At 53.1% G+C, this 15,483-nt stretch carries 12 protein-coding genes; 9 read left to right on the top strand and 3 right to left on the bottom strand.

Annotated features, from left to right (window positions below; all coding sequences use genetic code 11):
- Positions 1 to 37 precede the first annotated feature (37 nt).
- The 9 genes from ileS (at position 38) to caiF (ending at position 12,305) form a co-directional block, all read left to right on the top strand.
- On the top strand, positions 38 to 2,854 hold the full coding sequence (gene ileS / locus WC5_RS11730; protein WP_001286817.1) for an isoleucine--tRNA ligase: 2,817 nt from the start codon (positions 38 to 40) through the stop codon (positions 2,852 to 2,854).
- Positions 2,854 to 3,348: a signal peptidase II gene (gene lspA / locus WC5_RS11725; RefSeq protein WP_000083369.1), complete on the top strand. Its 495-nt coding sequence runs from the start codon at positions 2,854 to 2,856 to the stop codon at positions 3,346 to 3,348. The genes ileS and lspA overlap by 1 nt, the downstream gene beginning before the upstream one ends.
- A gap of 86 nt (positions 3,349 to 3,434) precedes the next feature.
- Positions 3,435 to 3,884, top strand: a complete 450-nt coding sequence (fkpB, locus tag WC5_RS11720; protein WP_000004655.1) for an FKBP-type peptidyl-prolyl cis-trans isomerase — start codon at positions 3,435 to 3,437, stop codon at positions 3,882 to 3,884.
- A 1-nt stretch (position 3,885) separates the two neighbouring features.
- Positions 3,886 to 4,836 (top strand): 4-hydroxy-3-methylbut-2-enyl diphosphate reductase, encoded by a 951-nt coding sequence (gene ispH / locus WC5_RS11715; RefSeq protein WP_001166391.1) that lies wholly within the window; start codon positions 3,886 to 3,888, stop codon positions 4,834 to 4,836.
- 65 nt (positions 4,837 to 4,901) lie between these two features.
- A complete protein-coding gene (gene rihC, locus WC5_RS11710) occupies positions 4,902 to 5,816 on the top strand; it encodes a ribonucleoside hydrolase RihC (protein WP_001239106.1) in 915 nt (304 codons plus the stop codon).
- A gap of 166 nt (positions 5,817 to 5,982) precedes the next feature.
- Positions 5,983 to 6,804 (top strand): 4-hydroxy-tetrahydrodipicolinate reductase, encoded by an 822-nt coding sequence (dapB, locus tag WC5_RS11705; RefSeq protein WP_000543576.1) that lies wholly within the window; start codon positions 5,983 to 5,985, stop codon positions 6,802 to 6,804.
- A gap of 456 nt (positions 6,805 to 7,260) precedes the next feature.
- On the top strand, positions 7,261 to 8,409 hold the full coding sequence (gene carA, locus WC5_RS11700; RefSeq protein WP_010352392.1) for a glutamine-hydrolyzing carbamoyl-phosphate synthase small subunit: 1,149 nt from the start codon (positions 7,261 to 7,263) through the stop codon (positions 8,407 to 8,409).
- Positions 8,410 to 8,426: 17 nt separating this feature from the next.
- Positions 8,427 to 11,648 (top strand): carbamoyl-phosphate synthase large subunit, encoded by a 3,222-nt coding sequence (carB, locus tag WC5_RS11695; protein WP_001126396.1) that lies wholly within the window; start codon positions 8,427 to 8,429, stop codon positions 11,646 to 11,648.
- Between the two features lie 261 nt (positions 11,649 to 11,909).
- On the top strand, positions 11,910 to 12,305 hold the full coding sequence (caiF, locus tag WC5_RS11690; protein ID WP_000333116.1) for a carnitine metabolism transcriptional regulator CaiF: 396 nt from the start codon (positions 11,910 to 11,912) through the stop codon (positions 12,303 to 12,305).
- A gap of 118 nt (positions 12,306 to 12,423) precedes the next feature.
- On the opposite strand, the gene caiE is transcribed toward caiF, so the two are convergent.
- The 3 genes from caiE to caiC all read right to left on the bottom strand — a co-directional run bounded on the left by caiE (position 12,424) and on the right by caiC (position 15,468).
- Positions 12,424 to 13,014, bottom strand: a complete 591-nt coding sequence (gene caiE / locus WC5_RS11685; RefSeq protein WP_000122891.1) for a carnitine operon protein CaiE — start codon at positions 13,012 to 13,014, stop codon at positions 12,424 to 12,426.
- Between the two features lie 5 nt (positions 13,015 to 13,019).
- Positions 13,020 to 13,805, bottom strand: a complete 786-nt coding sequence (caiD, locus tag WC5_RS11680; RefSeq protein ID WP_000004402.1) for a crotonobetainyl-CoA hydratase — start codon at positions 13,803 to 13,805, stop codon at positions 13,020 to 13,022.
- Between the two features lie 109 nt (positions 13,806 to 13,914).
- Positions 13,915 to 15,468: a crotonobetaine/carnitine-CoA ligase gene (caiC, locus tag WC5_RS11675; protein ID WP_016231572.1), complete on the bottom strand. Its 1,554-nt coding sequence runs from the start codon at positions 15,466 to 15,468 to the stop codon at positions 13,915 to 13,917.
- Between the last annotated feature and the right edge of the window lie 15 nt (positions 15,469 to 15,483).

Genomic DNA, 15,483 nt, shown 5'->3' on the forward strand with positions numbered 1-15,483 from the left:
TTATGTAATCAAACCGAAATACGGAACCGAGAATCTGATGAGTGACTATAAATCAACCCTGAATTTGCCGGAAACAGGGTTCCCGATGCGTGGCGATCTCGCCAAGCGCGAACCGGGAATGCTGGCGCGTTGGACTGATGATGATCTGTACGGCATCATTCGTGCGGCTAAAAAAGGCAAAAAAACCTTCATTCTGCATGATGGCCCTCCATATGCGAATGGCAGCATTCATATTGGTCACTCGGTTAACAAGATTCTGAAAGACATAATCATCAAGTCCAAAGGGCTTTCCGGTTATGACTCGCCATATGTGCCTGGCTGGGACTGTCACGGTCTGCCGATCGAGCTGAAAGTAGAGCAAGAATACGGTAAGCCGGGTGAGAAATTCACCGCCGCCGAGTTCCGCGCCAAGTGCCGCGAATACGCTGCGACCCAGGTTGACGGTCAGCGCAAAGACTTTATCCGTCTGGGCGTGCTGGGCGACTGGTCGCACCCGTACCTGACCATGGACTTCAAAACTGAAGCCAATATCATCCGCGCGCTGGGCAAAATCATCGGCAACGGTCACCTGCACAAAGGTGCGAAGCCGGTACACTGGTGCGTTGACTGCCGTTCTGCGCTGGCTGAAGCGGAAGTTGAGTATTACGACAAAACCTCTCCGTCCATCGACGTTGCTTTCCAGGCAGTCGATCAGGATGCGCTGAAAGCGAAATTTGCCGTCAGCAACGTTAACGGCCCAATCTCGCTGGTTATCTGGACTACTACGCCGTGGACTCTGCCTGCAAACCGCGCAATCTCCATTGCACCTGATTTCGACTATGCGCTGGTGCAGATCGACGGTCAGGCCGTGATTCTGGCGAAAGATCTGGTTGAAAGCGTAATGCAGCGTATCGGCGTGACCGATTACACCATTCTCGGCACGGTAAAAGGTGCGGAGCTGGAACTGCTGCGCTTTACCCATCCGTTTATGGGCTTCGACGTTCCGGCAATCCTCGGCGATCACGTTACGCTGGATGCCGGTACGGGGGCTGTTCACACCGCGCCTGGCCACGGCCCGGACGACTATGTGATTGGGCAGAAATATGGCCTGGAAACCGCTAACCCGGTTGGCCCGGACGGCACTTATCTGCCGGGTACTTACCCGACTCTGGATGGTGTGAACGTCTTTAAAGCGAACGATATCGTCGTTGCGCTGCTACAGGAAAAAGGCGCGCTGCTGCACGTTGAGAAAATGCAGCACAGCTATCCGTGCTGCTGGCGTCACAAAACGCCGATCATCTTCCGCGCAACCCCGCAGTGGTTCGTCAGCATGGATCAGAAAGGTCTGCGTGCACAGTCACTGAAAGAGATCAAAGGCGTGCAGTGGATCCCGGACTGGGGCCAGGCGCGTATCGAGTCGATGGTTGCTAACCGTCCTGACTGGTGTATCTCCCGTCAGCGTACCTGGGGCGTACCGATGTCGCTGTTCGTGCACAAAGACACTGAAGAGCTGCATCCGCGTACCCTCGAACTGATGGAAGAAGTCGCTAAACGCGTTGAAGTTGACGGCATCCAGGCGTGGTGGGATCTCGATGCGAAAGAGATCCTCGGCGACGAAGCTGACCAGTACGTGAAAGTGCCGGATACGCTGGACGTGTGGTTTGACTCCGGATCTACCCACTCTTCCGTTGTTGACGTGCGTCCGGAATTTGCCGGTCACGCAGCGGATATGTATCTGGAAGGTTCAGACCAGCACCGTGGCTGGTTCATGTCTTCCCTGATGATCTCCACCGCGATGAAGGGCAAAGCGCCGTATCGTCAGGTACTGACTCACGGCTTTACCGTGGATGGTCAGGGTCGCAAGATGTCTAAATCCATCGGCAACACCGTTTCGCCGCAGGATGTGATGAACAAACTGGGCGCGGATATTCTGCGTCTGTGGGTGGCATCAACCGACTACACCGGCGAAATGGCCGTTTCTGACGAGATCCTGAAACGTGCTGCTGACAGCTATCGTCGTATCCGTAACACCGCACGCTTCCTGCTGGCAAACCTCAATGGTTTCGATCCGGCAAAAGATATGGTGAAACCGGAAGAGATGGTGGTACTGGACAGATGGGCCGTGGGTTGTGCGAAAGCGGCTCAGGAAGACATCATCAAGGCGTACGAAGCATACGATTTCCACGAAGTGGTACAACGTTTGATGCGCTTCTGTTCCGTTGAGATGGGGTCCTTCTACCTCGACATCATCAAAGACCGTCAGTACACCGCGAAAGCGGATAGCGTTGCGCGTCGTAGCTGCCAGACTGCGCTGTATCACATCGCAGAAGCGCTGGTTCGCTGGATGGCGCCGATCCTCTCCTTCACCGCTGATGAAGTGTGGGGCTACCTGCCGGGCGAACGTGAAAAATACGTCTTCACCGGTGAGTGGTACGAAGGCCTGTTTGGTCTGGCAGACAGTGAAGCGATGAACGATGCGTTCTGGGACGAGCTGTTGAAAGTGCGTGGCGAAGTGAACAAAGTCATTGAGCAAGCGCGTGCCGACAAGAAAGTGGGTGGCTCGCTGGAAGCGGCAGTAACCTTGTATGCAGAACCGGAACTGGCGGCGAAACTGACCGCGCTGGGCGATGAATTACGATTTGTCCTGTTGACCTCCGGCGCTACCGTTGCAGACTATAACGACGCACCTGCTGATGCTCAGCAGAGCGAAGTACTCAAAGGGCTGAAAGTCGCGTTGAGTAAAGCCGAAGGTGAGAAGTGCCCACGCTGCTGGCACTACACCCAGGATGTCGGCAAGGTGGCGGAACACGCAGAAATCTGCGGCCGCTGTGTCAGCAACGTCGCCGGTGACGGTGAAAAACGTAAGTTTGCCTGATGAGTCAATCGATCTGTTCAACAGGGCTGCGCTGGCTGTGGCTGGTGGTAGTCGTGCTGATTATCGATCTGGGCAGCAAATACCTGATCCTCCAGAACTTTGCTCTGGGGGATACGGTCCCGCTGTTCCCGTCGCTTAATCTGCATTATGCGCGTAACTATGGCGCGGCGTTTAGTTTCCTTGCCGATAGCGGCGGCTGGCAGCGTTGGTTCTTTGCCGGTATTGCGATTGGTATTAGCGTGATCCTTGCAGTGATGATGTATCGCTCGAAGGCCACGCAGAAGCTAAACAATATCGCTTACGCGCTGATTATTGGCGGCGCGCTGGGCAACCTGTTCGACCGCCTGTGGCACGGCTTTGTGGTCGATATGATCGACTTCTACGTCGGCGACTGGCATTTCGCCACCTTCAACCTCGCCGATACTGCAATCTGTGTCGGTGCGGCATTGATTGTGCTGGAAGGTTTTTTGCCTTCGAAAGCGAAAAAACAATAATAAAACCTGCCGGATGCAGCCTACCGATTGCTGCGAAATCGTAGGCCGCATCCGGCAAAAATCCTCAAATACAAGAGCAAACCTGCATGTCTGAATCTGTACAGAGCAATAGCGCCGTCCTGGTGCACTTCACGCTAAAACTCGACGATGGCACCACCGCCGAGTCTACCCGCAACAACGGTAAACCGGCGCTGTTCCGCCTGGGTGATGCTTCTCTTTCTGAAGGGCTGGAGCAACATCTGCTGGGGCTGAAAGTGGGCGATAAAACCACCTTCTCGCTGGAGCCAGATGCGGCGTTTGGCGTGCCGTCACCGGACCTGATTCAGTACTTCTCCCGCCGTGAGTTTATGGATGCAGGCGAGCCAGAAATTGGCGCAATTATGCTTTTTACCGCAATGGATGGCAGTGAGATGCCTGGTGTGATCCGCGAAATTAACGGCGACTCCATTACCGTTGATTTCAACCATCCGCTGGCCGGGCAGACCGTTCATTTTGATATTGAAGTGCTGGAAATCGATCCGGCACTGGAGGCGTAACATGCAGATCCTGTTGGCCAACCCGCGTGGTTTTTGTGCCGGGGTAGACCGCGCTATCAGCATTGTTGAAAACGCGCTGGCCATTTACGGCGCACCGATTTATGTCCGTCACGAAGTGGTACACAACCGCTACGTGGTTGATAGCCTGCGCGAGCGTGGGGCTATTTTTATTGAGCAGATTAGCGAAGTACCGGACGGCGCGATCCTGATTTTCTCTGCGCATGGCGTTTCCCAGGCCGTACGTAACGAAGCGAAAAGCCGTGATTTGACGGTATTCGACGCCACCTGTCCGCTGGTGACCAAAGTGCATATGGAAGTCGCCCGCGCCAGCCGCCGTGGCGAAGAATCTATTCTCATCGGTCACGCAGGGCACCCGGAAGTGGAAGGGACGATGGGCCAGTACAGTAACCCGGAAGGGGGGATGTATCTGGTTGAATCGCCGGACGATGTGTGGAAACTGACGGTCAAAAACGAAGAGAAGCTCTCCTTTATGACCCAAACCACGCTGTCGGTGGATGACACGTCTGATGTGATCGACGCGCTGCGTAAACGCTTCCCGAAAATTGTCGGTCCCCGCAAAGATGACATCTGCTACGCCACTACTAACCGTCAGGAAGCGGTACGCGCCCTGGCAGAGCAGGCGGAAGTTGTGTTGGTGGTCGGTTCGAAAAACTCCTCTAACTCCAACCGTCTGGCGGAGCTGGCACAGCGTATGGGCAAACGCGCGTTTTTAATTGACGATGCGGCAGATATCCAGGAAGAGTGGGTGAAAGAAGCGAAATGCGTCGGTGTGACCGCTGGCGCATCAGCTCCGGATATTCTGGTACAGAACGTAGTCGCACGTTTACAGCAGCTTGGCGGTGGCGAAGCCATCCCGCTGGAAGGCCGTGAAGAAAACATTGTTTTCGAAGTACCGAAAGAGCTGCGTGTCGATATTCGTGAAGTTGATTAAGTCATTAGCAGCCTAAGTTATGCGAAAATGCCGGTCTCGTTACCGGCATTTTTTATGGAGAAAACATGCGCTTGCCGATTTTTTTGGATACCGATCCAGGTATCGACGATGCCGCAGCGATTGCTGCCGCGATCTTTGCTCCACAACTCGATCTCCAACTGATGACGACTGTCGGAGGCAATGTCTCGGTGCATAAAACTACCCGAAATGCGCTGCAATTGCTGCATTTCTGGAATGCGGATATCCCACTCGCCCAGGGGGCGGCAACACCGCTGGTTCGCGCACCGCGTGATGCGTCTTATGTTCATGGCGAATCCGGCATGGAAGGTTATGACTTCGTTGAGCACAATCGGAAACCACTGGAGAAACCGGCGTTTCTGGCGATTCGTGATGCGCTAATGTGCGCGCCAGAACCGATTACGTTGGTGGCGATCGGCCCGTTGACGAATATCGCGCTATTGCTTTCACAGTGCCCGGAATGCAAACCACATATTCGTCGTCTGGTCATCATGGGTGGTTCTGCCGGTCGTGGAAATTTCACGCCAAATGCCGAGTTTAATATTGCTATTGATCCCGAAGCGGCAGCCCAGGTCTTCCAGAGCGGGCTGGAGATTGTGATGTGTGGCCTGGACGTTACCAATCAGGCGATGCTAACTCCCGAATACCTCACCACACTGCCGGAATTGAATCGCACCGGAAAAATGCTTCATGCACTGTTTAGCCACTACCGCAGCGGCAGTATGCAAAGTGGCTTGCGAATGCACGATCTCTGTGCCATCGCGTGGCTGGTGCGCCCGGACTTGTTCACTCTCAAGCCGTGTTTTGTGGCGGTAGAAACGCAGGGTGAATTTACTGCGGGTACGACAGTCGTCGATATTGACGGTCGGCTGGATAAACCGGCAAATGTTCAGGTTGCGCTGGATCTGGATGTGAAAGGTTTCCAGCAGTGGGTGGCGGAGGTGCTGGCGCTGGCGCCGTAACCTGTCACATGTTATCGGCATGTAGTCATTCACTGACTCATGCCTTTCACTGATATCCCTCCCTGTTTATCATTAATTTCTAATTATCAGCGTTTTTGGCTGGCGGCGTAGCGATGCGCTGGTTACTCTGAAAACGGTCTATACAAATTAACAAAAGAGAATAGCTATGCATGATGCAAACATCCGCGTTGCCATCGCGGGAGCCGGGGGGCGAATGGGCCGCCAGTTGATTCAGGCGGCGTTGGCATTAGAGGGCGTGCAGCTTGGCGCGGCGCTGGAACGCGAAGGATCTTCTTTACTGGGCAGCGATGCTGGCGAACTGGCCGGTGCCGGGAAAACCGGCGTTATCGTACAAAGCAGCCTTGATGCTGTAAAAGATGATTTTGATGTATTTATCGATTTTACTCGTCCGGAAGGCACGCTGAATCATCTGGCCTTTTGTCGCCAACACGGCAAAGGAATGGTGATCGGCACTACGGGTTTTGACGAAGCAGGCAAACAGGCGATTCGTAATGCCGCCGAAGATATTGCGATTGTCTTTGCCGCCAACTTTAGCGTCGGTGTCAACGTCATGCTTAAGTTGCTGGAGAAAGCGACTCAGGTAATGGGTGACTACACTGATATCGAAATTATCGAGGCACATCATCGACATAAAGTCGATGCGCCGTCAGGCACCGCGCTGGCGATGGGGGAAGCGATTGCCCATGCGTTGGATAAAGATCTGAAAGATTGTGCCGTTTACAGCCGCGAAGGGCATACCGGTGAACGCGTTCCCGGAACGATAGGTTTTGCCACCGTCCGCGCCGGAGACATTGTGGGCGAGCATACTGCGATGTTTGCCGATATTGGTGAGCGTCTGGAGATTACCCATAAGGCTTCCAGCCGTATGACTTTTGCCAACGGTGCGGTAAGATCGGCTTTGTGGCTTAATAGCAAGAAAAATGGTCTTTTTGATATGCGAGATGTGCTTAATCTCAACAGTTTATAGTTATAAAATACTGTCGATGATGAAAAAATAACTTATTTAATCTTATGATTTTACAGGTCTTTATTTTTAAGGCCTGTTATTTTTGTTGTTTTGTGATGGTTTTTTACTAATGAAGGAAAAATTAAGTGTTTTGTGGCTGATAATTGTTGTTTTAATGTAAATTTTGACCGTCTGGTCTACTTTTCTTCTCCGGTTTTTGCATTTACATATTCTTCTCGCTGCGCAAGCGTTTTCCAGACCTTGTTAGATGGTGTTTTTGTCGGTTAGTGCCCGTAAAACAGGCATGAGGCATAAAATTATATAATAAATCCCGCTGTTGAGTTGACTTTTAGCTCCCATATCTCCAGAATGCCGCCGTTTGCCAGAAATTCGTCGGTAAGCAGATTTGCATTGATTCATCGCATCATTGTGAATTAATATGCAAATAAAGTGAGTGAATATTCTCTGGAGGGTGTTTTGATTAAGTCAGCGCTATTGGTTCTGGAAGACGGAACCCAGTTTCACGGTCGGGCCATAGGGGCAACAGGTTCGGCGGTTGGGGAAGTCGTTTTCAATACTTCAATGACCGGTTATCAAGAAATCCTCACTGATCCTTCCTATTCTCGTCAAATCGTTACTCTTACTTATCCCCATATTGGCAATGTCGGCACTAATGACGCCGATGAAGAATCTTCTCAGGTACATGCTCAAGGTCTGGTGATTCGTGACCTGCCGCTGATTGCCAGCAACTTCCGTAATACCGAAGACCTCTCTTCTTACCTGAAGCGCCATAACATCGTAGCGATTGCCGATATCGATACCCGTAAGCTGACGCGTTTACTGCGCGAGAAAGGCGCACAGAACGGCTGCATCATCGCGGGCGACAACCCGGATGCGGCGCTGGCGTTAGAAAAAGCCCGCGCGTTCCCAGGCCTCAATGGTATGGATCTGGCAAAAGAAGTGACTACCGCAGAAGCCTATAGCTGGACACAAGGGAGCTGGACGCTGACCGGCGGCCTGCCAGAAGCGAAAAAAGAAAACGAGCTGCCGTTCCACGTCGTGGCTTACGATTTTGGTGCCAAGCGCAACATCCTGCGGATGCTGGTGGACAGAGGCTGCCGCCTGACCATCGTTCCGGCGCAAACTTCTGCGGAAGATGTGCTGAAAATGAATCCAGACGGCATCTTCCTCTCCAACGGTCCTGGCGACCCGGCCCCGTGCGATTACGCCATTACCGCCATCCAGAAATTCCTCGAAACAGATATTCCGGTATTCGGCATCTGCCTCGGTCATCAGCTGCTGGCGCTGGCGAGCGGAGCGAAGACCATCAAAATGAAATTTGGTCACCACGGCGGCAACCATCCGGTTAAAGATGTGGAGAAAAACGTGGTGATGATCACCGCCCAGAACCACGGTTTTGCGGTGGATGAAGCAACATTACCTGCAAACCTGCGTGTCACGCATAAATCCCTGTTCGACGGTACGTTACAAGGGATTCATCGCACCGATAAACCGGCGTTCAGCTTCCAGGGACACCCTGAAGCCAGTCCTGGGCCGCACGACGCAGCGCCGTTGTTCGACCACTTTATCGAGTTAATTGAGCAGTACCGTAAAACCGCTAAGTAATCAGGAGTAAAAGAGCCATGCCAAAACGTACAGATATAAAAAGTATCCTGATTCTGGGTGCGGGCCCGATTGTTATCGGTCAGGCGTGTGAGTTTGATTACTCTGGCGCGCAAGCATGTAAAGCCCTGCGTGAAGAGGGTTATCGCGTCATTCTGGTGAACTCCAACCCGGCGACCATCATGACCGACCCGGAAATGGCTGATGCGACCTACATCGAGCCGATTCACTGGGAAGTGGTACGCAAGATTATTGAAAAAGAGCGCCCGGACGCGGTGCTGCCAACGATGGGCGGTCAGACGGCGCTGAACTGCGCGCTGGAGCTTGAGCGTCAGGGCGTGCTGGAAGAGTTCGGTGTGACCATGATTGGTGCTACCGCCGACGCGATTGATAAAGCAGAAGACCGCCGCCGTTTCGACGTGGCGATGAAGAAAATCGGCCTCGAAACCGCGCGTTCTGGTATCGCACATACTATGGAAGAGGCGCTGGCGGTTGCCGCTGAAGTTGGCTTCCCGTGCATCATTCGACCTAGCTTTACTATGGGCGGCAGCGGTGGCGGTATCGCCTATAACCGCGAAGAGTTTGAAGAGATTTGCGCCCGTGGTCTGGATCTCTCCCCGACCAAAGAGCTGCTGATTGATGAGTCGCTGATCGGCTGGAAAGAGTACGAGATGGAAGTGGTGCGTGATAAAAACGACAACTGCATCATCGTCTGCTCTATCGAAAACTTCGATGCGATGGGCATCCACACCGGTGACTCCATTACCGTGGCGCCAGCCCAGACGCTGACCGACAAAGAATATCAAATCATGCGTAACGCCTCGATGGCGGTACTGCGTGAAATTGGCGTTGAAACTGGCGGTTCCAACGTTCAGTTTGCGGTTAACCCGAAAAACGGTCGCCTGATTGTTATCGAAATGAACCCGCGTGTGTCGCGTTCTTCGGCGCTGGCATCGAAAGCCACCGGCTTCCCGATTGCCAAAGTGGCGGCGAAGCTGGCGGTGGGTTACACCCTTGACGAGCTGATGAACGACATCACCGGCGGGCGTACACCGGCCTCCTTCGAACCGTCCATCGACTACGTGGTCACCAAAATTCCTCGCTTTAACTTCGAGAAATTCGCTGGCGCTAACGACCGTCTGACCACTCAGATGAAATCGGTTGGCGAAGTGATGGCGATTGGTCGCACGCAGCAGGAGTCTTTGCAAAAAGCCCTGCGCGGCCTGGAAGTGGGCGCGACTGGCTTCGACCCGAAAGTGAGCCTCGACGACCCGGAAGCCCTGACCAAAATCCGTCGCGAACTGAAAGATGCAGGCGCTGAGCGTATCTGGTACATCGCCGATGCTTTCCGCGCGGGTCTGTCTGTAGACGGCGTTTTCAACCTGACCAACATTGACCGCTGGTTCCTGGTGCAAATCGAAGAGCTGGTGCGTCTGGAAGAGAAAGTGGCGGAAGTGGGCATCACTGGCCTGAACGCTGACTTCCTGCGCCAGTTGAAACGCAAAGGCTTTGCCGATGCGCGTCTGGCAAAACTGGCGGGTGTGCGCGAAGCGGAAATCCGTAAGCTGCGCGACCAGTATGACCTGCATCCGGTCTACAAACGTGTGGATACCTGTGCGGCAGAGTTCGCCACCGACACCGCTTACATGTACTCCACTTATGAAGAAGAGTGCGAAGCGAATCCGTCTACTGACCGTGAAAAAATCATGGTGCTCGGCGGCGGCCCGAACCGTATCGGCCAGGGTATCGAATTCGACTACTGCTGCGTACACGCCTCGCTGGCGCTGCGCGAAGACGGTTACGAAACCATTATGGTTAACTGTAACCCGGAAACCGTCTCCACCGACTACGACACTTCCGACCGCCTCTACTTCGAGCCGGTAACCCTGGAAGATGTGCTGGAAATCGTGCGTATTGAGAAGCCGAAAGGCGTTATTGTCCAGTATGGCGGTCAGACCCCGCTGAAACTGGCGCGTGCACTGGAAGCCGCTGGCGTGCCGGTTATCGGCACCAGCCCGGATGCCATCGACCGCGCGGAAGACCGTGAACGCTTCCAGCACGCGGTTGACCGTCTGAAACTGAAACAACCGGCTAACGCCACCGTTACGGCTATTGAAATGGCGGTTGAGAAGGCGAAAGAGATTGGCTACCCGCTGGTGGTGCGCCCATCTTACGTTCTCGGCGGTCGGGCGATGGAAATCGTCTACGATGAAGCCGACCTGCGCCGTTACTTCCAGACGGCGGTGAGTGTCTCTAACGATGCGCCGGTGCTGCTGGATCACTTCCTCGACGACGCGGTAGAAGTGGATGTTGACGCCATCTGCGACGGCGAAATGGTGCTGATTGGCGGCATCATGGAGCACATCGAGCAGGCGGGCGTGCACTCCGGCGACTCCGCATGTTCGCTGCCGGCGTACACCTTAAGTCAGGAAATTCAGGATGTAATGCGCCAGCAGGTGCAGAAACTGGCCTTCGAATTGCAGGTGCGCGGTCTGATGAACGTGCAGTTTGCAGTGAAAAACAACGAAGTTTACCTGATTGAAGTTAACCCGCGTGCGGCGCGTACCGTTCCGTTCGTCTCCAAAGCCACCGGTGTTCCGCTGGCGAAAGTGGCGGCGCGTGTGATGGCTGGCAAATCGCTGGCTGAGCAGGGCGTAACCAAAGAGGTTATTCCGCCGTACTACTCGGTAAAAGAAGTGGTGCTGCCGTTCAACAAATTCCCCGGCGTTGACCCGCTGTTAGGGCCAGAAATGCGCTCCACCGGGGAAGTGATGGGCGTCGGTCGCACCTTCGCTGAAGCGTTTGCTAAAGCGCAACTGGGCAGTAACTCCACCATGAAGAAACAGGGCCGTGCGCTGCTCTCCGTGCGTGAAGGCGATAAAGAACGCGTGGTTGATCTGGCGGCAAAACTGCTGAAACAGGGCTTCGAGCTGGATGCGACCCACGGCACGGCGATTGTGCTGGGTGAAGCGGGTATTAATCCGCGTCTAGTGAACAAGGTGCATGAAGGTCGTCCGCACATTCAGGATCGTATCAAGAATGGCGAATATACCTACATCATCAACACCACGTCAGGTCGTCGCGCGATTGAAGACTCCCGCGTGATCCGTCGCAGCGCGCTGCAATATAAAGTGCATTACGACACCACCCTGAACGGCGGTTTTGCTACTGCGATGGCACTGAATGCCGATGCGACCGAAAAAGTTATTTCGGTACAGGAAATGCACGCGCAGATCAAATAATAGCGTGTCATGGCAGATATTTTTTATCCGCCAATTTGATCGAATAACTAATACGGTTCTCTGATGAGAACCGTTTTTTTTTACCAGTAAGGACAATCTTTCCTGGAAACTCTATTTTTGATGATGTAAGCAGGATTTAGCTCACACTTATTGCCAAGGAAGTTGCATACTATCGATATATCCACAATTTTAATATGGCCTTGTTTGATTGCTTCAAAACGAGTCATAGCCAGACTTTTAATTTGTGAAACTGGAGTTCGTATGTGTGAAGGATATGTTGAAAAACCACTCTATTTGTTAATCGCCGAATGGATGATGGCTGAAAATCGTTGGGTGATAGCAAGAGAGATCTCTATTCATTTCGATATTGAACACAGCAAGGCGATTAATACCCTGACTTATATTCTGTCGGAAGTCGCAGAAATAAGCTGCGAAGTTAAGATGATCCCTAATAAGCTGGAAGGGCGGGGATGTCAGTGTCAGCGACTGGTTAAAGTGGTCGATATCGATGAGCAAATTTACGCGCGCCTGCGTAATAACAGTCGGGAAAAATTAGTCGGCGTAAGAAAGACGCCACGTATTCCTGCCGTTCCGCTCACGGAACTTAACCGAGAGCAGAAGTGGCAGATGATGTTGTCGAAGAGTATGCGTCGTTAATTTAATTTCGTTGATACCGCGCGGCCTGGTTGCCGGATGCGATGCTGGCGCATCTTATCCGGCCTACGGTTGCTCTCCAGCCAGGTCGGATAAGGCGTTTACGCCGCATCCGACGATGTTACCGTTTTGGCGTCACATCCGTCGTCCCCTGCAAACGGGGACGATTTTCCTCCATTTGCCTCAACGGTTGCGTTTCATGTAACGCTGCATGGCAACGCCCGACAAGATCCTGATACTCTTTGGTATTCAATTGCTTCCAGTGCAACTCGTCATCGCTGACGCTGCGCACCGCACGGGCTGGCGTGCCCATCAACAACTGGCGTTTCTCGCCGCAAAAACCTGCTTTGACAAAGCTCATGGCGGCAACAATGCTCTCATCGCCAATGACCGCACCATCCATGATCACGCTGTTCATCCCGACCAATGCATCACGACCGATCACACAGCCATGCAGGATAGCGCCATGACCGATATGACCGTTTTCCCCGACAATGGTGTCAGTATCGCTGTAGCCGTGCATGATGCAGCCATCCTGAATATTGGCTCCCGCTTGCACAATCAGTCGTCCGTAATCACCGCGCAGCGAGGCGAGGGGGCCGATGTAGACACCGGCTCCCACAATCACATCGCCAATCAGTACTGCACTGGGATGGACAAACGCCGTCGGGTGAACCACCGGAATTAATCCCTCAAAGGCGTAATAGCTCACGGTTGTTAACGCCCTTTCCACACCGGATCGCGCTTCTCGGCAAACGCCAGCGGCCCTTCAATGGCATCTTCCGAATGCAGAACTGATGGATAGTGTTTCAACACGCCGCTGCGAATATAGCGATATGCCTCTTCTACTGGCATTTCGCTGGTGGTGCGGTAGATCTCTTTCAGCGCCGCAATCGCCAGCGGGGCGCTGTCAACCAGTTGCTGCGCCAGTTCGCGGGCGTTATCCATCAGTTCCGCCTGGCTAACCACGCGGTTGACTACTCCCCAACGCTGCGCCTCTTCTGCGCCCATTCTTCTGCCAGTCATTACCATTTCATTGACGATGGCAGGCGGCAGGATCTTCGGCAGACGCAGCACGCCGCCGCTGTCCGGGACAATACCCAGTTTGGCTTCCGGCAGGGCGAAGCTGGCGTTATCGGCACAAACAATAAAATCTGCCGCCAGCGCCAGTTCAAAGCCGCCGCCAAAGGCGTAGCCGTTCACGGCTGCGATAACCGGTTTATCGAGATTGAAAATTTCGGTTAACCCAGCAAATCCGCCTGGCCCGAAATCAGCATCCGGTGCTTCGCCTTCTGCTGCCGCTTTTAAATCCCAGCCAGCAGAGAAGAATTTCTCTCCGGCTCCGGTAATAATAGCGACGCGCAATTGCGGATCGTCACGGAAATTAAGAAATACTTCGCCCATCTCAAAGCTGGTTTTTGCATCAATAGCATTTGCTTTTGGACGATCAAGGGTAATTTCCAGAATTGATCCATTGCGGGTCAGATGTAATGATTCACTCATTCCTTTTCTCCATTTTTATTTTTTTCAGGGACGACAACATCCCTGCAAAGAATGCATTTATTTTTAGAACGTGATTATTAGCTGGCAGGATAATTCCCTGCCATTATGTTTATTTCAGATTCTTTCTGATTATTTTCCCCGAGCAATTACGCGGCAGATCTTTTCTGATCTCCAGATAAGAGGGCACTTTAAATTTCGCCATATTTTGTTCGCAGAAGCGGAAAAATTCCTCTTCGCTCAATGTTTCACCTTCATTCAGTACCACGAACGCTTTAATGGCTTCATCGCGAATAGAATCTTTAATACCAACAACCACGATATCCTGAATTTTCGGATGGGCGGAGATAATATTTTCCAGCTCCACGCAGGAGACATTTTCTCCGCCGCGTTTGATCATGTTGCAGCGACGATCGACGAAATAAAAAAAGCCCTCTTCGTCGCGGTATCCGGTATCGCCAGTATGCAGCCAGCCGTCGGCTTCCAGCACTTTCGCAGTGGCTTTCGGGTTGAGAAAATACTCTTTGAAGATGGTTTTCCCTGGTACGCCTTTAATACAGATTTCACCGATCTCACCTGCCGGGAGCGGACGATTGTGATCGTCGCGGATTTCCGCTTCGTAGCAAAACCCCGCCCGACCAATCGACGGCCAGCGCCGTTTATCGCCGGGGCGATCGCCGATAATGCCGACGATGGTTTCCGTCATCCCATAAGACGTCAGCAAGCGAACGCCGAAGCGTTCACAAAAAGCGTCTTTTTCCTGCTCCGACAGGTTGAGATAAAACATCACTTCCCGCAGGCAGTGTTGTCGATCGTTCGCAGAAGGCGGTTGCACCATCAAGGTGCGGATCATCATCGGAATACATTCGGTGACGGTGGCACGATACTTCTGTACCTGTCCCCAGAAGGCGCGGGCGCTGTATTTCTCGACCAGCACAAAGGTGGCTCCGGCAGAAAACGCCGCCATCGCCGCAGTACACTGGCAATCGATATGAAACGCAGGCATCACCGTCAGGTAGACGTCATCGTCACGCAGGGCGCACTGCCAGGCGGAGTAATATCCGGCGAAGCGCAGATTGTAATGGGTAATCACCACCCCTTTCGGTCGGGAAGTGGTGCCGGAGGTAAAGAGAATTTCCGCCGTATCGTCGGTCGATAGCGGCGGCACATAGCACAAGGTGGCAGGTTGTTGATTTTTCAGTTGAGTAAACGAGCTCACGCCATCATCAGCGGGAAGTGCCACATCTGTCAGGCAAATGTGCCGCAATTGAGTGGCATCTTCCTGCTGAATCTGTTGATACATAGGATAAAATTGCGCACTGGTCACCAGCAGGCACGCCTGGCTGTTTTGCAGGATCCACGCACTCTCTTCGCGTAGCAGGCGGGCGTTAATCGGCACCATAATCGCGCCAATTTTTGCCAGCCCGAACCAGCAAAAGATAAATTCCGGGCAGTTGTCCAGATGCAGCGCGACCTTATCGCCTTTGCGGATCCCCTGCGTATAAAACAGGTTTGCCGTGCGGTTAATCTCCTGATTTAACTCAAGATAACTATACCGGTTAACGACTCCGCCGCTGGACTCACAAATCAGCGCCGTTTTATGACCGTAAACGTCCGCCAGATCGTCCCACATTTGACGTAGATGTTGTCCGCCAATGATATCCATTGCACCTCTATCCAT

Origin of the sequence: Escherichia sp. KTE114, from assembly GCF_000407765.1 — a bacterium.
Lineage (GTDB): Bacteria > Pseudomonadota > Gammaproteobacteria > Enterobacterales > Enterobacteriaceae > Escherichia > Escherichia ruysiae.

Excerpts from the sequence above, each read along its gene's own strand:
- ileS (WP_001286817.1), top strand. The coding sequence starts at position 38 with ATGAGTGACTATAAATCAACCCTGAATTTGCCGGAAACAGGGTTCCCG.
- lspA (WP_000083369.1), top strand. The coding sequence starts at position 2,854 with ATGAGTCAATCGATCTGTTCAACAGGGCTGCGCTGGCTGTGGCTGGTG.
- fkpB (WP_000004655.1), top strand. The coding sequence starts at position 3,435 with ATGTCTGAATCTGTACAGAGCAATAGCGCCGTCCTGGTGCACTTCACG.
- ispH (WP_001166391.1), top strand. The coding sequence starts at position 3,886 with ATGCAGATCCTGTTGGCCAACCCGCGTGGTTTTTGTGCCGGGGTAGAC.
- rihC (WP_001239106.1), top strand. The coding sequence starts at position 4,902 with ATGCGCTTGCCGATTTTTTTGGATACCGATCCAGGTATCGACGATGCC.
- dapB (WP_000543576.1), top strand. The coding sequence starts at position 5,983 with ATGCATGATGCAAACATCCGCGTTGCCATCGCGGGAGCCGGGGGGCGA.
- carB (WP_001126396.1), top strand. The coding sequence starts at position 8,427 with ATGCCAAAACGTACAGATATAAAAAGTATCCTGATTCTGGGTGCGGGC.
- caiF (WP_000333116.1), top strand. The coding sequence starts at position 11,910 with ATGTGTGAAGGATATGTTGAAAAACCACTCTATTTGTTAATCGCCGAA.
- caiD (WP_000004402.1), bottom strand. The coding sequence starts at position 13,805 with ATGAGTGAATCATTACATCTGACCCGCAATGGATCAATTCTGGAAATT.
- caiC (WP_016231572.1), bottom strand. The coding sequence starts at position 15,468 with ATGGATATCATTGGCGGACAACATCTACGTCAAATGTGGGACGATCTG.